This window comes from Sporosarcina sp. G11-34, from assembly GCF_026931025.1.
Window position 1 is genome coordinate 1 of sequence record NZ_JAHNZW010000012.1, and the last position, 20,999, is coordinate 20,999.

Below are 20,999 nucleotides of genomic sequence, written 5' to 3' on the forward strand. Positions count from 1 at the left end.
GAAGTTCGTGTTCCTCAGACCGGAGGTTTGCCGCTCGCTTCCTTCAGATTCCACGTCGCCGTGGACACCCTTGCGTTAAGCTAACTGTTACTTCTACCTTCACAGTTCGGGACTTACACCCTATAGATTACGCCCATGCTGGGCGCACCCAAAAAGCGCGATTCCTTTATTAATAAGGAATCGCGCTTTTAAGTTGATTTATGCTTAACTAACTTATAGTGTTTAAGAAGGTCAGTTAAGGGGAAAATGAATAATAGCCGTTTTCTAACCAATTATCCCAATAAGTATATAGGAGGAACTATGCGAAAAGTATCGAGTGTATTTTGGATTACCCTTGTTCTTGTAATTTTAGCAGTATTATTTGGAGCTCTAACTCCTGAAGGTTTTAAAGCAGTCACCGGTGATATAACAGCCTTTATAACAACATCTTTCGGCTGGTATTACTTACTGATTGTCACAGCAATTGTTCTATTTTGTGGATACTTCATCTTCAGTCCTATTGGACAAATCACACTAGGGAAGCCTGAAGAAAAACCTGAGTTTTCACGAATAAGCTGGTTCGCCATGCTTTTCTCAGCAGGTATGGGAATCGGACTAGTCTTTTGGGGTGCCGCTGAACCTCTATCTCACTTCGCTATCGACCCAGCAACCGCAGCACCGGGAAGTCAAGAAGCCTTTGTTGAATCTATGCGCTACAGCTTCTTCCACTGGGGTATTCATGCGTGGGCGATATATGCTGTAGTTGCAATGTCCCTGGCCTATTTCCAGTTTCGTAAAGGGGCACCAGGGCTTATCTCTGCAACTCTGAAACCAATTTTCGGCGACAAAGTTAACGGACCTTTGGGAACGGTTATTGACGTACTGGCTGTTTTCGCAACCGTCGTCGGTGTCGCAACTACCCTAGGATTTGGAGCTATCCAAATTAACGGTGGACTTGCTTATCTATTCGATATAGAGATTAGTTTCTTTGTACAAGTTATTATTATTATCATTGTAACCATCTTGTTCCTTGCATCGGCATGGTCAGGCATAAGCAAAGGCATTAAAATATTGTCGAATATGAATATACTATTGGCAGGTATTTTACTTGTACTCATTGTTATTATTGGTCCAACACTACTGATTTTCAATACATTTACCGACTCAATTGGGGCATACTTACAGAACATAGTAAAAATGAGCTTCCAAGCCGCACCTGTCGATGGTGAACTTCGAGGATGGATTGATGGTTGGACAATTTTTTATTGGGCTTGGTGGATTTCTTGGGCACCTTTTGTAGGTGTTTTCATCGCTCGCGTATCACGTGGACGAACAATCCGAGAGTTCTTAGTTGGCGTTTTACTTCTCCCTACAATAGTCAGTTTCTTTTGGTTTGCCGCTTTCGGCTCTACTGCAATGCACGTACAAAAAGCAGGCACAGATTTAACTGGTCTATTAACAGAAGAGACGCTCTTTGCAGTGTTCAATGAGTTGCCGATGTCGATGCTTCTTTCTATTATCACCGTCATCTTAATCTCAACGTTCTTCATAACTTCCGCAGACTCTGCTACATTCGTTCTCGGAATGCAAACAACTTATGGATCACTATATCCACCCAATATGGTAAAACTTACTTGGGGTATAGCACAATCAGCTGTCGCTATAATCCTACTTTCTTCCGGAGGATTAGATGCCCTACAAAACGCACTAATTATAGCTGCACTCCCCTTCTCCTTCATCATAATACTTATGATGGTTTCGCTTTATAAGGAGCTGGACAAGGAGCGTAAGGAACTAGGTTTAATGATTAAACCTAATCCGAAACCGAAACGCAGAAATAAATAAATAAATAGATAGGGCTGTCCAGAAAATCAGTGCAAACTAATTTTCTGTGACAGCCCCTATTTTTGTTCCCTTGGATTCACTAATTTGAAATGTGGTTTTCTAGTTCCTGTATACTCTTGAATTGATTACACCTCTGAAGCTAACCTTTAAGAAATCCATACTATTTATTTTGACTTAAAAACAGATGTCTTTTATGCCACCTAAAATAAGGTTTGTTTTCCTCTTTTCGAGCAATCTTCATTTTTGTATGTATTCCATACTTTTCATAGTCCCCCGGCGGAACCTTAGTTGAAATATGTAATCTACCTTGCCCATCAAAAGCGATAAAGCCCTTTTCATAGAGCATACCGTGGTTACTACAAAGGAGTATTCCGTTATAAGGATCCAGCCTTTCAAGCTCAGTGCTGTCCTTCCACGGTTTTGAATAACTTGCTAGAAGTAACGCAGGCAATTCAATTCCGCAAAGTGCACATTGATGTTCCCATAGCGGAATTAGATTTTCCCTAAACTTTTTTCTACCTAAACGAATCATTGCTTTCGCTTCCGACTCCGTTTCAAAAATCAGCGGTATGAAGGTATTCCTTTCAGTTGGACGTACCGTACCTATCGCTAATTCTAGTTGCACATCATCTTCTTGGTAAATATTTAAATCCCCGATCAATTCCAATAACTCTATTGATAATTCCTCATTGCAGGGGTATAAATAGCCTTGATTACCATCTGCATTAGTTTGAAATGGTGAATATTTTATTGGCAAATGTGGTAAAATATTATCGAAATTCGAAGGAATATTTATTGGTATTTCGAGTTCATGATAATCCAATTCCACTAAGTAGCCTTTGTTATTCCAACTTTCATAGTTTTGAAGATTTACCGGTCTATATGCTAATTGGCATCCTGTAGTAGCAACACTTACCGCTACAATATTCCTTTTTACATAATGAAATACTCGATCGCCTTCATTAACTTCAGTCATTCGCTCCCACGAATGTGAGACCATCCCACTACTATCCAGTTTTGACGCCCAAATAAAACCCAGTTCTTTCTCTTCTTGATAAGTGCTCCCTTGCATAACAACGAAACATTTCATTTCAAAAACACCTCCTATATAATCATTCCATTCATATTTCATTAATCATAATACGGAATAAAAATAGGGATATTGAACAAGAGTTTAACTCCCATTCAAAATCCCTATTTCTTATAACCCTTGATACGACTAAATTTATCAACCATATCTCTATGGAGACGGTGGGAGTCGAACCCACGTCCAAAGATAAGCATAATTAAGTATATATACTTACAAGTGTTGATATATCAAGGCTTTACTCGTTAGGGAGTATTACATATTCACGAACTTGGTTCAAAGACCTTCTGTGGACTAGTATATACCATAGAATTGCAAAATAAAAATATCGTTTTTAGATTTTCATTAAATAAATCTTCATATAACATTCCCACTTAATCGTTGTTGGTGACTTTAGCGTAATATCATAAGCATCCAGCTAAAGTGTTTTACTTCGTTTATAAGAGGTACAGTAATTTTTTCTAGTAATATCCTAGAGTATACAGAAGCTAAACCGCCGATTGACAAGGCTACCGATTGCGTAATCATACGTCAATTATTTATAGTGAAGTTAAATTCTGTTTTTTTGATTTTGCTGTTTAAATAGTAACTGCAATTGTTATCTTTCAGTCCGGACTATTAAGATAGCAGTGAATATTGCTTTCCTAATAAATAATTTAAAGCATACTTGTTTCTGTGAAATGAATTGTCAACTACCTCTGTATTATTGATTATGAATAATTTATTCAGTATTTTAAATAATTCTAGTGTTTGCCTCATTCGATTCTTTTTATTTCTATTGGAAATTATATTTACACCATGGACACATTCTTCAAAGTTATCAACTAAATGATTTTCTAAGTTATATCCTCCATGGATATATGAACATGAAATTTTATACTCATTCATTATTTTACCGAACTCTGCGTCATTTAAGGTCAACTTATTTTGTTCCTTTAAATCTTTAAATGATTGTGAAGTAATATGAGTTATATATTCATCATTTTTTAAAATTAGCCTAATATAATTTTCTATAATAGATCTTTCATTTAAATAGAGATACCTTGTAGATTCATCTATATCATTTAAAATAAAATTAAAGAAATCCGAAATTAGCACTCTAACAAAATAAGTTTCTGGATATGCGTTTAATATATATTTAAAAAATAATGTTTGTTTTGCAATCACTCTATAATACTCAGCTGTTTGTTTATCTAATGACGAGTATTGCTGTTCAATATAAGATATAAATCCATTGATTTCTTCTTTACAAATTTCCAAGCCTACTTTATTCATACTTTTATCCATCCATCAAAAGTATTATTATTTTTAAAATTAGAATAATTTATTTTACCAACGACATATTTATACAACTTGTTTTTATAATCTATATAATTCTTATCATCACATTTTTCAATCAATCTTATTGTTCTTGAAACTATCAATGTTCTTGAAGAATAAACATATTCGTTAAATTCTATATTAAAAACTTCACTTAAAAAAGATTTAATTTCAATATTTTTTTTAAATAACTCTTCCGATAGTATTATCTCACTAACAATTCCTATCATCTTGTATTTGGGAGGTTTAGTATTCTTCAATTCATTTCTATAAATTTTTAAACTTTCCATATTTCAATCCTCCAAAACCTAATTATTTAACTGATTCTAATGTAAACGCAATTTTACTTAACATTTCGTGACTAATTGACTCAATATCTTCTAATGATGATTTATATTTTGTAGGTAAAGTTCCACTATACCCATACTGAATATGATTAACTATATGACTCACCGAGTCAAAAATATCTATATCATTAACAGATTTCTTGGATTCAAAATCAGTTTTTATTTTCATCTGTTTTAAATTCATATTTTTATTTACCATTGTATAAACAATCCCCAGACATTTTAAATCAATTCCTTCCGAGTCTACTAAATTACCTACTGCGGTTTGTAAGGAATCAATACCTATAATAGAATACCGGTCAATCCTATTAGGAATTATGTAAAAATCAGAGGCTAAAAGTGCACTATCTGTATAAATAGTTAACGTAGGTGGACAATCTATTATTATATAATCATATTCACTTCGTAATCTATTTTCTGAAATAAAATTTTTTAAACGCTTGACTAGACTAAAATCACTACTTTTATTTGCCAAAACTAAATTTAGGTCACCTGATATTAAATCTAAACCATTTTTCAAGTTAATTATTAAGTCTTCCGCCTTTGGTAATACATACCTTTTAGACATATCTAGTTGCGGTTTAAACAATTGAAAAATTGTTTTATTATTTTTCAATACTTCTAAAGTATAGAAATTATCACTAACTTCTTCATCTTCATCATCATAATCTGTTTTCCCCTGGATAACTTCTTCTATAGTAGTTCTAATATCCAGACTTTCATCGTCAATAACCGCATCGTCAATAGCACTTTTCTTTTTATATGCATCTATTAAAGAGTGTGTTGCATTAAATTGAGGATCAATATCAATCATCAAGACCCTATTACCTTCTAATTTAGCCAGATAATCTGCTATACCTATACTTAGAGTAGTTTTACCCACCCCACCCTTCATATTGATAAACGAAATAACGACGCCTTTTTTATCCACAAAAACACCTCATTCTAAATATTTGGAAGTCAACTAATTAAAATATTAAACACTTCACCTAATTTTGGAAAAGTAAATCTAGTGTAGGTTGGAATATTGTACTTAATTTAATTACTTGGTGTAACCGCATAAACAGTACACGCCCTAATTCTTCTCTTTATTGAATGTTTTAATAGTACACTAATTTAGGAAGTCTTCAATATGACAAATAAAATCAATCTCTATGCAACAAGATTAGCAGATCCAAAGGTTTGACAGATTCTTTATTTGTTTAAAAATACTAACGGTTAGAGATATGATAAATAATTCAACAATAATTACTCCACATATAACCATTGTGGAACGTCTGCCAGATAACAATAGAACATCCTAAACTTTTAGTTAGTAATAGTTTAACCATATCACTGTTTATTAGATTATGTAAGCTTGTGCATAAAAAAGTTATGAAACCATCGCGTATATTGTGCAGACACCTGTCGAGGGTGTTGTAACCCACCGCCCCCCATGGTGTACCCTTACTATAGAACTTTTTATTTGCCTATATTTGCACAACCTTTACTAAGTATCTTTTCTTGTCTTTTCATAAATTCATGCAACGCTAATACTAATACTTCATCTTTTGTTACTCGTTTGCCTTCGATATCAGATTGATATTTCATCGCTAATCTAATTTTGCTATCCATTACACTTTTATTGTGTTTCATTTCATTACTCCTCTCTATACTCCGCTATGCTACGTATGTGATCGCTTCACTCCCACCATTGATAGCTAATACAGTATTTATTTCTATTCATGCACTAATCACATGGAGAGGGATAGTTTGTATCCCTCGGAATGTGTATTGTGTATTTTTCTTTCTTTAAGGAAATGTTTATAAAACCTTGTTATCTCAACGTTTGCAGGGTTGTTTGCTAGTTTTTTTATGCAATTAAATCTCGTTATTTAGGTACATTTCTAATAAAGTTCTCATTCTTGCAGATGGAATATAAACGTTAATCGGTTCATCATTTCGGATAGCACTACGGAACAACCATTGCAGTAATTCTGACAGTGCAAATAAATCTTCATTAACTTTAATATCATGTGTATGAAAGAATCGTTTTATCATTGGGTTCATGTATCTATTAGCTAAATAAATACAAGTAGTCGCCGCCGCATATTCATTTGTAGCCCTTGCATTTAATGGCACAAAACTTTTCTTTAATCCCATTGGTGTTAATACTTTTTGATTATCTTTAAATGTTGTCCAAATTACATGCTTGGTTGAACAGTTCATTTTGTGCCTATAAAAGTTGTAGCTATTTTTCTTTATCATATCTTTGAAGTGTTTACTTTTAAGATTAACGGCTAAATAACTTTTGCTAAAAGCATTATGTTTCTCGCCAACCTTATTCATATCTCTGTTATCACTTGGCGATGAATAGTAGATGTTTATTAGTGATTTGAATCGCTGACGGTCTTCCCCGCTTCTTCCTCGATATTCCGATAAATGATAACCAATTTTAGTATTGTATCCTACGGATCGATACGAAAAACTCATTTTAAATAAGCGATAATAATAACACTGAATTTGCCCCTCAAACATATACGTTAAAATGAATGCCTTGCTGAACGCTTTAAATAGTTCAGTTGGGAATAACCAATACAATTTACTTTCATCAAATAAAACTAAATTTCCCGCATTAGCTAAGTTACGAATTGTTTGGTAGTTACCTGAATCATATTTCCCGTTATTCCATTTCACTTTGCCTTTAGTACCGATTGATACAATTGGATCGCCGTTGTCATCAGTAGAATTTAATAAAATCTTAATATCATCTTTTGTCATGTTAATTTCATCAAGTGTATCTAATACCTCGTCTAAGATTAGAACATAATTTTCCGCCTCAATTAGCTGAATGAGTTCGGAATCACATCTTTTAAATAACGCATGAGTAGAAACGATATTCTTTCCACTTGCAATTGCATGTTTAAGTGAATCAAGTTTACTTCTTCTACCATTCTGTTCTGGTTGAACAAAGGATTTCGTTGTCTGTTCAATGATACGTTCAATCTCAGTTAGATACGGTGTGATAAAGATTATTTTTGTTGCGGCTGGACTTTCATTGATATATTGAATCGCCCAACTTGTTTTGCCACTCCCCATAATAGAATCCACTACAATCATTTCATTTCTCTTTACAAAGACATTTTTCATATTGCCATATCCTTTCAGTTTATGTTTGAAGGTTACCCCTCAACAAGGTACTTGCAAATTCAACATGTTTTAGGACAATTAAAATTCAATTCCTTTAAAATCCCTTTAAGATTTATTGCCCGTACATCTTCACTTGCAAATATCGTCACTTTTAGGACATGACCTACAAAAAATCTCTCAAGTTGGTTGCTACTTCTTCTATATCTATATCTAAATACTGCGTTGTGACCGCTAAATCAGAGTGACCTAACGCTTTACTGATCAGTGCGATACTTGCCCCTTTGTTCAATAAGTTCTTTGCATACGCCCTTCTAATAGCGTGTGCATTGATATTCTCCAGACCGAACCGCTTCGCATATTTGTTTAACTGCTTGGAAATGGCACAGTTAGATGACTTGCTAGTATTCATTGCTGAACCATTTTGGGTGATGAACACATTTCTGTTATCAGTTCCGAAGTGGCGGCGGATACCGTCATTTAATTTGATTAGCATTTTTAACATAGCTGCTAGTTCTTCATCAATTGGTAACTTTAAGAACTTGTGATTTTTAAGAGTTGAACCATCTAAACTCAAGCACAGATTCTCAAAGTCGATATGACGTTCTCTTAACTCCCCTAACGTGCGAATGCGAATGCCTGTCTTGTACATCAACTTAATTGCCACCGCATCTCTAAAACCAACAAATGAACTCTGGTCAATCAATTCAAGTAGTTTATCTATATCAGATTCCTTTGCACCTTTCTTAACTTCCTTATCAATTTTGATATGAATGTTATTCCAAAACTTTTCTTTAATCCAACCGTTATTAAAGAATTTGCTAAGAACTGCTTTCGTTGATTTTAAGCGGATTAACTTCGTTGTCGGCTTGACTTCTAGTACATCTAAATAGTGATATAGAGACTCTACTGTAATATCCTCAACGTACTGTAACTTGTTCACACTCATGAACTGTTGAAAGATGTATTGATAGCTTTCAATCGTTCTTTGACGGTTTCCTGAAATCCTCATTTGCTGAAACACTGTATCTAATGCGTCACTGATTGTTAAACTATCCCGTTTCGTCTCGTGGTTTTTTGAAGGTAATACCACCACATCACCACTCACAGCAAACACTCCATGCTTTCTACTTCTAGACATACAAAAAAACCTCCCAATTCATTAGTTGAATTAGAAGGTCTACGAACAAAAATTCTATTAAAAATATGTGGGGATGAAAATAGGGATATTCAACAAGAGTTCAACTCCCGTTCAATACCCCTACTCATCAAAACCCTTGATACGACTAAATTTATCAACCATATCTCTATGGAGACGGTGGGAGTCGAACCCACGTCCAAAGGCTCCTACACTCAAGCGTCTACGCGTATATTTTGCCTATTTGGGTTTCGCGCATCATTATGCCGGCAATCACGGCGTCTTGGGCGCTATCCTGCGAATCTCTTCCGTCTGCCTCAGGAAGCAACAGCCGTCGTATCCCACTTAAGTTTGAGCCTTATAGCCACACATGGGCGATGAAACTATAAGGCAGATTCAGTCAGCTTACGCTGCGAATGCTAGGTTGTTGTTTGTTTTGCCTGTTATTATAAGTGCCGTTTCTGACGGAGCCGAGCCCTCCGACGCGCAACTCAAGCTCAGACCACCCCTGTCGAATCCGTAACGCCCCCGAAAGGATGTCAGGATAACCTAGTTAAAGGTTTCTGAACTATTCATACAAACTAAGTATATCCTATTTTTCTCTAAATATCAATATTGCTGATTATCTTTTAGAGCTCGAGCCATATCACGTTTGGCTTCTTTTTGTTTAAGGTCTTCTCGGCGGTCATGGTTTTTCTTTCCTTTTCCGACGCCTATAAGTACCTTTGCAAAGCCATTTTTCAAGTGTATTTGGATCGGAACAATTGAATATCCTTGTTGCATAGTCTTTCCAACTAGTTGGCTGATTTGTCTTCTATGTAAAAGAAGTTTTCTTGACCTAGTTGGATCGTGGTTAAATCGATTCCCTTGTTCATACGGATTGATATGCATGTTAACAATCCATGCTTCATTATTCCGTATTTGAATAAATGCTTCTCTAAGTTGCACTTTACCCGCACGAATTGATTTTATTTCCGTCCCTTGTAGGACGACTCCAGCCTCAATCGTTTCTTCAATTGCATAATCATAATTCACTTTTCTATTTCTGGCAAGAATGTTCCCTTTCCCTTTTGCCATGGGTTCATCCCCCCTTACAAGTACCGGGGACAACAGGTGTCACTCCGGCTTTATTTTCTTTTTCTTGTTCTGTTCTTTTTCTTCTTGGCGACGCCTTCGAAATATTTTTTCTTATCGTCAGTTGTATTTGACCTTTTTCTTCCAGACTGTTTATCTGTTTTAGCCTTTGAATTCCCTGAACCCTTTGCATTAATCACTTTCGGCGAATCCTTTTTTGTTCTGTGGAAGGATTGCTTCATGCCTACGAGTTCAAAGTCAATTGCTGATTCCTCTGGCTTAACAGCAGCAACTCTAACAGTAACTTCTGCACCTAGTCTAAATTGTTTTCCCGTATGTTCACCAATCATCATCATTTGACGATCATCGAATCGATAATAATCATCGGTCATCATGCTGACGTGTACAAGTCCCTCAATGGTGTTCTCAAGTTCGACAAATAGACCAAAGTTCGTCACTGATGAAATAATTCCTTCATATTCTTGACCAATTTTATCAAGCATAAACTGTGCTTGTTTCAATGATTCTGTATCACGTTCCGCTTCAACTGAACGTCTCTCCCGCTCAGAGGTATGTGCGGCAATTTCAGATAATACAGAACCCCAATGCTCAACCGTTTGTTGCGTAACATCTTTCTCTATTAAATAAGTTCTAATTAAACGGTGAACAATCAGGTCAGGATATCGTCTAATTGGTGCCGTAAAGTGCGTGTAATAATCCGTCGACAAACCAAAGTGACCAAGACTCTCGTCAAAGTATTTTGCCTGTTGCATTGATCTTAGAAGCATTGTTGAAACTACTGCTTCTTCAGGTAACCCTTTGATTGAATCTACGATTTCTTGCAATGCACGCGGATGAACATCATTACCTGTTCCCTTTACGACGATTCCAAAGTTTGTTAAAAACTCAAAGAAACGTTGTAACTTTTCCGCTTTTGGATTTTCGTGGATTCGGTAAATGAAGGGTACTTGTAGCCAGTGAAGGTGTTCTGCTATTGTTTCGTTTGCTGCAAGCATAAACTCTTCTATTAACTTTTCTGAAATAGTACGCTCCAAAACAACCACTTCTGTCGGCCATCCGGCGTCATCAACCAGTATTTTCGACTCTTTAAAATCAAAATCAATCGCACCGCGGTCGATTCGTTTCTTTTTAAGGATGCCGGCAAGTTCAGCCATATCATTCAACATAGGCACAATATGTTCATACTTTGCTGACAGTTCTTCATCTTTTTCTTCAATAATCTTGAAAACTTCATCATATGTCATTCGCTGTTTCGAATTAATAACACTTTCAAAGATTTCATGTTCGATTACCTTTCCGCTTCCATCTATCTTCATAACACATGACATTGTTAATCTGTCTACGCCTGGATTTAAGGAACAAATTCCATTTGAAAGTCTATGCGGTAACATCGGAATAACTCGATCAGTTAAATAAACACTTGTCCCACGATCATAAGCTTCTTCATCCATCGGTGAGTTTTCTGTTACATAATAGCTGACATCAGAGATATGAACTGACAGTGTGTATGTGCCATCGTCATTTTTAGCCACCGCTATCGCATCGTCAAGATCTTTAGCATCTGCTCCGTCAATTGTGATTGACATTTCCTCACGTAAATCGCGACGATTGACTAAATCTTTCTCTTGTACTTCATCGGGAATATTATTTGCTTGGTCGAGTACTTCCTTTGGAAATTCAATTGCAATTCCATGTTTGTAAATAATAGAAAGTATATCTACACCTGGATCGTTTCGGTGTCCAAGTATTTGTTTAACGATACCTGTTGCCGATTTTGTCTCACCGGGAAACTTCGTAATTTCTGCGACCACTTTATGACCATCAACTGCATCTAGCGAATCACCTTTACCGATGAAGATATCCATTGGCAGTTTTTTGTCATCGGGAATAACAAATCCAAAACCTTTATTGTCTTGATACATTCCGACAACCTGTGTTGTTTTCCGTTCAGCGATTCGGGTAATTGTTCCTTCTCGACGTTCTCCTGTCATATCACCCGAAACACGAACAAGAACAATGTCCCCGTTCATCGCGCCATTTATTTCGTGAGGCGGTATGAAGACATCGTCCATTCCGTCTGTCTCTGGTACAACAAAACCAAAACCTTTAGCATGTCCTATAAATTTCCCACGCACGTGATTCATTCGTTCTGGGACACCATATCTGTTCGTTCTTGAACGGATTAAATACCCAGTTTGCTCAAGTTGGACAAGCATTTTTACAAGCTCTTTAAAGTCATCAGCCAATTCCAAACCAAGCAACTCTTGTATTTCTTGTACAGTAAGCGGTTTATATGAATCATCTTTCATGAGAGATAGTATCTTATCTCGTAGTTCTTGATCAATATTACTCAATTGAATCCCTCCATTTCTTCTAAAGCATGACCATTTCTAGTCATTTTCACACGTTCCAATCAAGTGATTCAAGGAATGTGTAAACATCTTCGTGTAATTGTTCTTTTTCAGGTCCTAGCGTAATAACATGCCCTGATTGTTCGTACCACTTCTTTTGTTTTTCCGAGGATTGCGCATTATCATATATCACGTTTGCAGAATCCGGGTCAATAACTTTATCAAGTGAGCCTTGGGTTACAAAAATTGGTGCATATATATGATCAACATTTTCGCGAACATCATATATCAGCTCTCTTAATTCAGAAAGTGAAGGCATCGACTGTCCACGCAAAGTTTCAACTTCCCGCTTTATGGTCTCCGCATCTTTACCCTCGTACTTCTTATATTCCGCTGCATATTCAAGTACACCTTCGTACATTATATCCGTCGTTCTCATCGACATTGGTGCGCACATTGTAACAATACCCTTCAATGGTATGTTATACCCTAATTTAAGCGAAAATACGCCACCAAGTGACAATCCTGCGACTGCAATTTCATTATATCCAGCTTCTTTTAATTTATTATAACCAGCAAGTACATCTTCCCACCACTCGGCAGGTCCTGTCTGGATTAGCTCTTCTGGTGGAACGCCGTGCCCTTTATAATGAGGCGCTAGCGATGTATATCCTTTTTTCTCGAGAAAACGCCCTAACATACGTACATCTGCTGACGTTCCGGTAAACCCGTGCAATAACAAAACTGCACGTTTTCCTTGTTCAAAAAAGAATGGCTTTGGTTGTGCAATTCTCATTTTGAATGCCCTCCTTAAAAAAAAGCCTGACCATTCAGAATTGGAAGGTCAGGCAGTTAGTATATATTTATTTAGACTTTTACGACTATAATTGCCAGTACAAAAAATAGTACTGCCAACACAAGCGTTACCCTTTGAAGAACTAAGTCTAGCCCGCGTGCTTTTTGTTTTCCAAAAAGCTGTTCAGCTCCACCAGAGATGGCACCTGAGAGACCCGCAGCCGATCCTGATTGCAGTAATACGACTACGATTAATGAAATTGCTACTATTACAAGCAGTGTCATCATCAATGCGTGCATTTTGTTCCACCCCCTGATCCGAACTTCACAACAAGTATCATTTTACCAAATTGAGCCTGTTCTTACAACCTTTTTATTTGACTAGTCATATAACCCGCCTGTGGTTACACTTTATAATAACACTCGTTTTCTATTTCTTTTCCAGTAAATACAGAAAGCCCCGCTGTAGCGGGGCTTGTAAATCCTTACTTCTTCAGGTTATAGAAAGTTTTCATTCCTAAATATTCAGCAGTTTCTGCCAGTTGGTCTTCAATACGAAGCAATTGGTTATACTTCGCCACTCGGTCTGTTCTTGAAGGTGCACCTGTTTTAATTTGACCAGCATTTGTTGCAACAGCAATATCTGCAATCGTTGTATCTTCTGTTTCACCTGAACGGTGAGATATAACTGCAGTGTATCCAGCGCGTTTTGCCATCTCAATCGCATCAAACGTTTCTGTCAATGTACCGATTTGGTTAACTTTAATTAGAATCGAGTTACTATTTCCTTCTTTAATACCTCGTGCTAACTTCTCTGTATTCGTTACGAACAAGTCATCTCCAACAAGTTGGACACGGTCTCCGATTCGATCAGTTAGAAGTTTGAAACCATCCCAGTCATCCTCGTCAAATCCATCTTCGATTGACACAATTGGGTATTTTTCGCAAAGCGCTTCGTACCAATCAACCATTTCAGCTGATGTTCTCACAACGCCTTCGCCCTTCAAGTTGTAAGTGCCGTCTTCCTTGTTGTAAAATTCAGAAGCTGCAACGTCCATTGCAAGAAGAACTTCTTCTCCAGCTTTGTAACCTGCTTTTTCAATCGCTACAATAATTGTCTCAATCGCTTCTTCACTCGAAGCTAAGTTCGGAGCAAATCCACCTTCGTCTCCAACAGCTGTATTCAATCCTTTTTCCTGTAGAACTGTTCGTAAGCTATGGAAAATTTCTGCACCCACACGTAGGGCTTCACGGAATGTTGTTGCTCCTACTGGCATAATCATAAACTCTTGGATATCAACGTTATTATCTGCATGTTCTCCGCCGTTTAAAATGTTCAGCATTGGGACTGGTAATTGCTTCGCGTTAACACCGCCAAGATATTGGTATAACGGCATGTCTAAGTAATCTGCAGCCGCATGTGCTGCCGCCATAGATACTCCAAGAATTGCGTTTGCGCCGAGTCTTCCTTTATTCGGTGTTCCATCAAGGTCGATTAATGCTTTGTCAATTGTCGCCTGATCAAGAACGGAATAAGTCTCTTCTAGTTCGTCTGCAATTTCCTCATTCACATGTTCAATTGCTTTTAAAACGCCTTTACCAAAGTAACGACTTGCATCGCCATCACGTAGTTCAACTGCTTCATACTCACCAGTTGACGCACCCGATGGAACGATTGCACGTCCAAATGCTCCACTCATTGTGAATAAATCCACTTCTACTGTCGGATTTCCTCGTGAATCTAGAACTTCCCTTGCTTGAATATGTCTAATGATTGGCATATTAATCTCCCCTTATTTAAATAATGGTTTTCCTGTCATTCTTTCAGGCTGTTTCAGTTTAAGTAATTTAAGCATCGTTGGCGCTAGGTCAGCAAGTATACCGCCATCGCGAAGTACAACCTCTTTATCCGTAACAATAACGGGTACTGGGTTTGTCGTATGTGCTGTCATAGGAGTGTTTTCCAATGTTAGCACTTCATCTGCATTCCCGTGATCTGCTGTAATTATAGCCTTGCCGCCTTTGGCATGGAGAGCATCGATAATTCTACCAAGACATTCATCAACCGCTTCAATCGCTTTAATCGTTGGCACAAGAAGTCCACTATGTCCAACCATATCAGGATTTGCGAAATTGAGAATGATGGCATCAAAACGGTCTGCTTGAATTCCCTCGACTAATGCATCTGTCAGTTCATATGCGCTCATCTCAGGCTTCAAATCATAAGTCGCGACTTTCGGTGAAGGGATCAGTATTCTCTCTTCTCCTGCAAATGTCTCTTCTCTGCCACCACTCATAAAGAATGTTACATGTGGGTATTTTTCTGTTTCCGCAATACGCACTTGCGTTAGCCCATTGTTAGAAATGACTTCCCCCAACGTATCTTCCAAGTTTACCTTATCAAATGCGATATCTCCAACGACCTCGTCACTGTAATGTGTAAACGTAACAAATTTTAAATTCTTAAAGTTCTTAGTCTCGAATTCATGGAACGATTCTTCTGTAAATGCACGTGACAACTGAATTGCACGATCCGGTCGAAAGTTAAAGGAAATGACGACATCGTTGTCTTCAATTGTTGCAACAGGTTTACCAAGTTCCTCAATAATAAACGGTTCGACGAATTCATCATGAACATTCCGTTCATACGAGGCAAGGATCCCGGCAGAAGGCGTAACCGCAGTTAATGCGACTCCGTTTACAAGGGCCTGGTAAGTCTTCTCGACTCGGTCCCATCGTTTATCGCGGTCCATCGCAAAGTAACGACCCGTGACTGTGGCTATTTTACCTACACCTATTTCTTTTATCTTCGTTTCAGTCTCTTCGATATAATCAAGAGCTGATTGTGGATTTACATCCCGTCCATCTAGAAAGGCATGGACATATACTTTTTTAATGTCGTTCAATTTCGCTAACTGAAGCAAAGCATATAGATGTTCATTATGGCTATGTACTCCGCCATCTGAGAGCAGTCCCATTAAATGCAGTGCAGAATCATTTTCCTTAGCATGCGCGACCGCCCGAAGAAACGTTTCATTTTTAAAGAAATCCGCTTCCCGAATCGATTTATTTATGCGCGTCAGGTTTTGATAAACGATACGACCTGCGCCGATGTTTAAGTGCCCTACTTCGGAGTTCCCCATTTGCCCATCAGGAAGCCCAACAGCTTCACCACTGGCCGTTAGCGTTGTATGTGGATACTCATTCCATAGACGGTCATAAACAGGCTTGTCTGCTAGTGCGACGGCATTTCCCTGCTTCTCATCACGCAGTCCAAAGCCATCCAATATAATTAATGCTACTGGACCTTTACGCATTTGCACCCGCCTCGATAAGCTTAACAAATGATTCAGGTTGTAAACTTGCACCGCCAACTAAAGCACCATCGATATGTTCCATCGAAAGTAGTTCTACGATATTAGCAGGGCTAACACTACCGCCGTATTGGATACGAACTTTATCAGCCACTTCTTGTCCGTATAATTCACCAATTGTCGAACGGATAGCTCCGCATACTTCATTCGCATCTTCTGCAGTTGCAGTTTTCCCAGTACCAATTGCCCAAATAGGTTCGTAAGCAATTACCGATTTTTCAGCCTGGTTACTGTCAACAGCTTTGAAAGCTTCCTTCACTTGATGCGCTACTTTTTCGACTGTAGAATTGCTTTCGCGTTCTTCAAGCGATTCCCCAACACACACAATCGGTGTCAAGTTAGCAGTAAACGCAGCATGAACTTTACGATTAACCGTTTCATCTGTTTCATTGAAATATTGACGACGCTCTGAGTGACCTAAAATAACATAGCCAACTCCGATACTTTGCAACATTGACGGGCTTACTTCTCCCGTAAACGCGCCTTCATTTTCGTAATGCATTGTTTGTGCCCCGATGTTTAGAGCAGATCCTTCAGTTATTTGAACAAGTGTTGATAGATATGGTGCGGGTGGGCAAATTACTGCCTCCACTTTGCTTGAAGTAGATACTTTTCCTTTTACTTCCTCAGCAAAACTTTTCGCTTCTTCCACAGTTTTATACATTTTCCAGTTTCCTGCAATTATACGTGTGCGCAAAATTTTCCCCTCCTATTAATTATCATCAAGTGCTGTAACGCCTGGTAGCTCTTTCCCTTCCATAAACTCAAGAGAAGCACCGCCACCCGTTGAAATATGGTCCATTTCTGAAGCTACATTGAATTTTTCTACCGCTGCTGCAGAATCGCCGCCACCGATAACTGTATACCCTTTTGTATTGGCCATTGCTTCAGCGACACGCTTCGTTCCACCTTCGAAGGGTTCTAATTCAAACACGCCCATCGGTCCATTCCAAATAATCAGTTCCGAGTTTTCAATGACATCTGCATAAAGGTCTGCAGTTTTAGGTCCAATATCAAGACCTTCCCAATCCTTCGGCATTGCGTTCAATTCCACAACCTTTGTATTCGCTGTTGCGGAGAAATCATCCGCGACGATTACATCAATTGGCAAGTAGAGCTTAACGCCATTTTCTTCAGCTTTCTTAATAAATGATAGCGCTAGATCCATCTTATCTTCTTCAAGAAGAGATTTCCCTATTTCATGGCCTTGTGCCTTCATGAAGGTATACGCAAGTCCACCGCCGATAATTAGGTTATCCACGATATCTAATAAATGATCAATGACACCTATTTTGTCTTTCACTTTCGCGCCGCCGATAATTGCTGTAAACGGTCGGTCTGGTTTTGAAAGTGCTTTTCCAAGCACGTCTAGTTCTTTTTCTATCAAAAGACCAGATACTGCTGGAATATACTCTGCAATCCCTGCTGTCGAAGCATGCGCACGGTGTGCAGCACCAAATGCATCATTCACGAAGACGTCTGCTAGTTCTGAAAATTCTTTCGCCAATTCTGGAGCATTTTTTTCCTCTCCAGCATGGAATCGAACGTTCTCAAGTAATGTAATATCACCATTTTTCATTGCGGAAATAGCGCTTACTACTTCTTCTCCAATCGATTCATCCAGTTTATTTACTGGCTTTCCGATTAGTTCTGCAAGTTTCTTTCCAGCTTCAGTAAGCCTTAATTCTTCATTAACTTCTCCATTAGGACGTCCGAGATGGCTCGCCAGGATTACTTTCGCACCGTGATCTACTAAGTAGTTTATTGTTGGAATCGCAGCACGTATTCTTGTGTCATCTGTTACGGCTCCCTCTTCCATCGGTACATTAAAATCTACCCGACAAAATACACGTTTCCCCTCAAGCTGCATATCTTTCATCGTCTTTTTTGACTTCATGAAAAATGCCCACCTCCTGTTTTATTTAAATGAATCACGCCTAAGCATGATTGCATTTTTAACTTTATTCAGGTCTAAATCCTAGAATAAAATTAAAGAAAAGGAACGGGTTTCCCCGCTCCTCTTTACCCACTTTAATTATAAGAGGTATTGTTCATTCTGGCTATGATTACAATCCTTTTCCATACATATAAAGCGCTAAATCGATACAACGTGCTGAATATGCTGTTTCATTATCATACCATGAAATAACTTTTACCATATTATCTTCAAGTACCATTGTTGACAGACCGTCTATCGTTGATGAAGATGGGTTGCCATTGTAGTCTCTTGATACAAGTGGAAGTTCACTGTATACTAAGATGTCTTTTAATTCGTTTTCTGATGCTTCTTTGAATGCGTTATTCACATCTTCAACTGTTACGTTTTTATCAAGTTCAGCAACAAAGTCCACAAGTGATACGTTTGGTGTTGGTACTCGAACTGCCATACCGTCAAGTTTTCCTTCTAGTGATGGAATTACTTTCGTTACTGCCGAAGCTGCACCAGTCGTCGTTGGAATCATTGATTCAGCTGCTGCACGTGCACGGCGGTAATCTGAATGCGGTAAATCAAGTAGGTTTTGATCGTTTGTGTAAGAGTGAATTGTCGTCATTAGACCACGTTTTACACCGAACTTATCATTTAATACTTTTACCATCGGCGCAAGACAGTTTGTCGTACATGATGCGTTTGAAACGATATTATCTTTTTCTGGGTTATACGATTCTTCGTTAACACCCATAACAAGTGTTGTGATGTCGCCTTTAGCAGGTGCAGACAATATAACCTTCTTCGCTCCTGCTTCAAGATGTTTAGAGAGTGCTTCTTGTGTAGTAAAGATTCCTGTTGATTCAACTACTACGTCAACGCCAAGTTCTCCCCATGGTAATGCTGCAGGGTCTCTTTCTTCGTATACGCGTACTTTTTTACCATTTACAATCAGATAGTCTCCGTCTGAGCTAACTTCAGCGTCAAAGACACCGTGTACTGAATCATATTTCAGTAAATGTGCAAGCATTGCTGCATCTGTTAAGTCGTTAATTGCTACAATTTCAACTTCCTCTGATTTTAGTGCTTCGCGAAATACAACGCGTCCAATCCGTCCAAATCCGTTAATAGCCATTTTCAATGTCATTAAAAATCCCTCCAAGTTTTATGTTGCTTAGTTTTTTAATAAAATGTGGTTTCTATGTTAATCTATTCACCATGTCAATTGCTGCGCCTTCGTCCGTTATTAAAATGGTTTGCTTTGGCGCAGTAGCCATATACGATAAAATCGCTTCAGCCTTACTACTTCCACCCGCAATTGATATCAGAAGTGGCACTCTTTCTATCTGATCAGTCTGTATACCAATTGTCCGTATACGATGTACAGCTTCCCCATAACGATTGAAATAATAACCGAAAGCTTCACCTTTTGCCTCTGTTTTTTTCAGCATGACCCTTTCCTCTTCTGAGGAACCTCGCATTGTGGCCATTGTTTGCGCATCGCCAATTCCATGCAACACACAATCCACCTCATCATAAAGGTCAATCATTTTTAAAACGGAAGGGTCTTTGCGAAATGCCTCATGAGCTTCCGCGCTAAGTGATTCAGGATAATAAAATGGGCTGTAAGATCCGCCGCATGCTTCTGCAAAAGAAGCCGCAATGACGTTCGCCTGCAATCCAATATCCTGACCAACACCACCCCTAGCCGCAACGAACAACAAGTTACTTGCATCATTCTCTATATCTATATAGGCAGGGATTGACGCAACTGAACTCCCACCTGTAACAGCAACTGTTTCACCTTTATTTATATGTGTAACAAACATTTTTGCTGCTGCCATACCAAGTAAACTCTTCGTTGCAACATCAATATCGCTATTCCCCGCAACAACTTTAACGGCATGAATCCCAAGGGATGCCTTGAGTCGATTTGCTAGAGATAACCGCCCTGACCACTGTTCCATTGTCGGCTTAAGTGACTCTAGTACTTCTTTACCTTCATTCGTTATTGTCATTCCATTTTTCGCAATATCAATGAGTTGTTGTTTTCGCAAAAGATCCATCATCGTACGTGTTTCTCGCTCCGACAACCCAGCCATTTCACCAAGTGGTCGTCTGCCAACAGGCCCAGCCATTTCCACGTATGTCAATACCCGATATCTCTCTTGTAAAACGTCCATCATTTCAGGAACTAGCTTACTCTGTGCTTCCATTGAATATTTCAAAGGCTTACCACCCCCTGGACACCCACCGTCCCACTAAGACCGAAAACGTCCCACCGAGACCAAAAAAATATGAATGCCTATTACTTCTACAAATAGCATAACTCAAATTCTTGAATAATTCAACTTTTATTACCTACCGAGCACTCAAAATAATTCGACAATATCTACATATCCTATGTTGCCGTAGGTCACCACGTTACCATCCTTCTCAATAACAGGCACCATGAGTAAATACTTTTCGTGAATTTCATCGTCGGTTTGAATATCGATTTCCGTCCACGTTAATGGATAATCCTCTTGTACAAGCTTCATCATTAACATTGCTTCGTCACACAGTGCACAACCGGGCTTTGTATAAAAAGTGATATGCATTCAATACACCACGCT

General features: G+C 38.2%; 19 protein-coding genes and 1 other RNA gene. 1 reads left to right on the top strand and 19 read right to left on the bottom strand.

Going from position 1 to position 20,999, the window contains the following annotated elements:
• The first annotated feature begins 300 nt into the window (after window positions 1–300).
• Window positions 301–1,824, top strand: coding sequence for a glycine betaine uptake BCCT transporter (locus KSU66_RS15865; RefSeq protein WP_269052454.1), 1,524 nt, complete (start codon window positions 301–303; stop codon window positions 1,822–1,824).
• A gap of 160 nt (window positions 1,825–1,984) precedes the next feature.
• Here the strand turns inward: KSU66_RS15865 and KSU66_RS15870 are convergent, their stop codons facing one another.
• The 19 genes from KSU66_RS15870 to KSU66_RS15960 all read right to left on the bottom strand — a co-directional run bounded on the left by KSU66_RS15870 (window position 1,985) and on the right by KSU66_RS15960 (window position 20,984).
• Complete coding sequence (locus KSU66_RS15870; protein WP_269052547.1) at window positions 1,985–2,914, bottom strand: HNH endonuclease; 930 nt, start codon at window positions 2,912–2,914, stop codon at window positions 1,985–1,987.
• Between the two features lie 615 nt (window positions 2,915–3,529).
• Window positions 3,530–4,186, bottom strand: a complete 657-nt coding sequence (locus KSU66_RS15875; RefSeq protein ID WP_269052455.1) for a hypothetical protein — start codon at window positions 4,184–4,186, stop codon at window positions 3,530–3,532.
• Complete coding sequence (locus KSU66_RS15880; protein ID WP_269052456.1) at window positions 4,183–4,521, bottom strand: hypothetical protein; 339 nt, start codon at window positions 4,519–4,521, stop codon at window positions 4,183–4,185. The genes KSU66_RS15875 and KSU66_RS15880 overlap by 4 nt, the downstream gene beginning before the upstream one ends.
• A 22-nt stretch (window positions 4,522–4,543) precedes the next feature.
• Window positions 4,544–5,509 (bottom strand): ParA family protein, encoded by a 966-nt coding sequence (locus KSU66_RS15885; protein WP_269052457.1) that lies wholly within the window; start codon window positions 5,507–5,509, stop codon window positions 4,544–4,546.
• A 530-nt stretch (window positions 5,510–6,039) separates the two neighbouring features.
• Window positions 6,040–6,213, bottom strand: a complete 174-nt coding sequence (locus KSU66_RS15890) for a hypothetical protein (RefSeq protein WP_269052458.1) — start codon at window positions 6,211–6,213, stop codon at window positions 6,040–6,042.
• 225 nt (window positions 6,214–6,438) lie between these two features.
• Window positions 6,439–7,707 (bottom strand): hypothetical protein, encoded by a 1,269-nt coding sequence (locus KSU66_RS15895; protein WP_269052459.1) that lies wholly within the window; start codon window positions 7,705–7,707, stop codon window positions 6,439–6,441.
• 163 nt (window positions 7,708–7,870) lie between these two features.
• Entirely contained in the window at window positions 7,871–8,845 is a 975-nt protein-coding gene (locus tag KSU66_RS15900) for a tyrosine-type recombinase/integrase (protein ID WP_269052460.1), read from the bottom strand.
• A gap of 166 nt (window positions 8,846–9,011) precedes the next feature.
• Window positions 9,012–9,372, bottom strand: a transfer-messenger RNA (tmRNA) gene (gene ssrA / locus KSU66_RS15905).
• Between the two features lie 79 nt (window positions 9,373–9,451).
• On the bottom strand, window positions 9,452–9,919 hold the full coding sequence (gene smpB / locus KSU66_RS15910; protein WP_269052461.1) for an SsrA-binding protein SmpB: 468 nt from the start codon (window positions 9,917–9,919) through the stop codon (window positions 9,452–9,454).
• A gap of 50 nt (window positions 9,920–9,969) precedes the next feature.
• Window positions 9,970–12,246: a ribonuclease R gene (gene rnr / locus KSU66_RS15915; RefSeq protein ID WP_269052548.1), complete on the bottom strand. Its 2,277-nt coding sequence runs from the start codon at window positions 12,244–12,246 to the stop codon at window positions 9,970–9,972.
• Between the two features lie 91 nt (window positions 12,247–12,337).
• Window positions 12,338–13,084, bottom strand: a complete 747-nt coding sequence (locus KSU66_RS15920; protein WP_269052462.1) for an alpha/beta hydrolase — start codon at window positions 13,082–13,084, stop codon at window positions 12,338–12,340.
• Between the two features lie 71 nt (window positions 13,085–13,155).
• Window positions 13,156–13,383, bottom strand: a complete 228-nt coding sequence (gene secG / locus KSU66_RS15925; RefSeq protein WP_269052463.1) for a preprotein translocase subunit SecG — start codon at window positions 13,381–13,383, stop codon at window positions 13,156–13,158.
• Window positions 13,384–13,568: 185 nt separating this feature from the next.
• Window positions 13,569–14,864, bottom strand: coding sequence for a phosphopyruvate hydratase (gene eno / locus KSU66_RS15930; protein WP_269052464.1), 1,296 nt, complete (start codon window positions 14,862–14,864; stop codon window positions 13,569–13,571).
• Between the two features lie 12 nt (window positions 14,865–14,876).
• Window positions 14,877–16,400 (bottom strand): 2,3-bisphosphoglycerate-independent phosphoglycerate mutase, encoded by a 1,524-nt coding sequence (gpmI, locus tag KSU66_RS15935; RefSeq protein ID WP_269052465.1) that lies wholly within the window; start codon window positions 16,398–16,400, stop codon window positions 14,877–14,879.
• A complete protein-coding gene (gene tpiA / locus KSU66_RS15940; RefSeq protein ID WP_269052466.1) occupies window positions 16,393–17,154 on the bottom strand; it encodes a triose-phosphate isomerase in 762 nt (253 codons plus the stop codon). Before tpiA ends, gpmI begins: the two co-directional genes overlap by 8 nt.
• A gap of 15 nt (window positions 17,155–17,169) precedes the next feature.
• Window positions 17,170–18,354: a phosphoglycerate kinase gene (locus tag KSU66_RS15945; RefSeq protein WP_269052467.1), complete on the bottom strand. Its 1,185-nt coding sequence runs from the start codon at window positions 18,352–18,354 to the stop codon at window positions 17,170–17,172.
• A 169-nt stretch (window positions 18,355–18,523) separates the two neighbouring features.
• A complete protein-coding gene (gene gap / locus KSU66_RS15950; protein ID WP_269052468.1) occupies window positions 18,524–19,531 on the bottom strand; it encodes a type I glyceraldehyde-3-phosphate dehydrogenase in 1,008 nt (335 codons plus the stop codon).
• A gap of 52 nt (window positions 19,532–19,583) precedes the next feature.
• Window positions 19,584–20,612 carry a sugar-binding transcriptional regulator gene (locus KSU66_RS15955; RefSeq protein ID WP_269052469.1) on the bottom strand — a complete coding sequence of 343 codons (1,029 nt, stop codon included), beginning with the start codon at window positions 20,610–20,612 and terminating at the stop codon, window positions 19,584–19,586.
• Window positions 20,613–20,756: 144 nt separating this feature from the next.
• On the bottom strand, window positions 20,757–20,984 hold the full coding sequence (locus KSU66_RS15960; RefSeq protein WP_269052470.1) for a glutaredoxin family protein: 228 nt from the start codon (window positions 20,982–20,984) through the stop codon (window positions 20,757–20,759).
• Window positions 20,985–20,999: the final 15 nt, after the last annotated feature.

Coding starts and splice junctions, on each gene's coding strand:
- KSU66_RS15865 (WP_269052454.1), top strand. CDS start 301: ATGCGAAAAGTATCGAGTGTATTTTGGATTACCCTTGTTCTTGTAATT.
- KSU66_RS15870 (WP_269052547.1), bottom strand. CDS start 2,914: ATGAAATGTTTCGTTGTTATGCAAGGGAGCACTTATCAAGAAGAGAAA.
- KSU66_RS15875 (WP_269052455.1), bottom strand. CDS start 4,186: ATGAATAAAGTAGGCTTGGAAATTTGTAAAGAAGAAATCAATGGATTT.
- KSU66_RS15880 (WP_269052456.1), bottom strand. CDS start 4,521: ATGGAAAGTTTAAAAATTTATAGAAATGAATTGAAGAATACTAAACCT.
- KSU66_RS15890 (WP_269052458.1), bottom strand. CDS start 6,213: ATGAAACACAATAAAAGTGTAATGGATAGCAAAATTAGATTAGCGATG.
- KSU66_RS15895 (WP_269052459.1), bottom strand. CDS start 7,707: ATGAAAAATGTCTTTGTAAAGAGAAATGAAATGATTGTAGTGGATTCT.
- KSU66_RS15900 (WP_269052460.1), bottom strand. CDS start 8,845: ATGTCTAGAAGTAGAAAGCATGGAGTGTTTGCTGTGAGTGGTGATGTG.
- smpB (WP_269052461.1), bottom strand. CDS start 9,919: ATGGCAAAAGGGAAAGGGAACATTCTTGCCAGAAATAGAAAAGTGAAT.
- rnr (WP_269052548.1), bottom strand. CDS start 12,246: ATGAAAGATGATTCATATAAACCGCTTACTGTACAAGAAATACAAGAG.
- KSU66_RS15920 (WP_269052462.1), bottom strand. CDS start 13,084: ATGAGAATTGCACAACCAAAGCCATTCTTTTTTGAACAAGGAAAACGT.
- secG (WP_269052463.1), bottom strand. CDS start 13,383: ATGCACGCATTGATGATGACACTGCTTGTAATAGTAGCAATTTCATTA.
- eno (WP_269052464.1), bottom strand. CDS start 14,864: ATGCCAATCATTAGACATATTCAAGCAAGGGAAGTTCTAGATTCACGA.
- gpmI (WP_269052465.1), bottom strand. CDS start 16,400: ATGCGTAAAGGTCCAGTAGCATTAATTATATTGGATGGCTTTGGACTG.
- KSU66_RS15945 (WP_269052467.1), bottom strand. CDS start 18,354: ATGAAGTCAAAAAAGACGATGAAAGATATGCAGCTTGAGGGGAAACGT.
- gap (WP_269052468.1), bottom strand. CDS start 19,531: ATGACATTGAAAATGGCTATTAACGGATTTGGACGGATTGGACGCGTT.
- KSU66_RS15960 (WP_269052470.1), bottom strand. CDS start 20,984: ATGCATATCACTTTTTATACAAAGCCCGGTTGTGCACTGTGTGACGAA.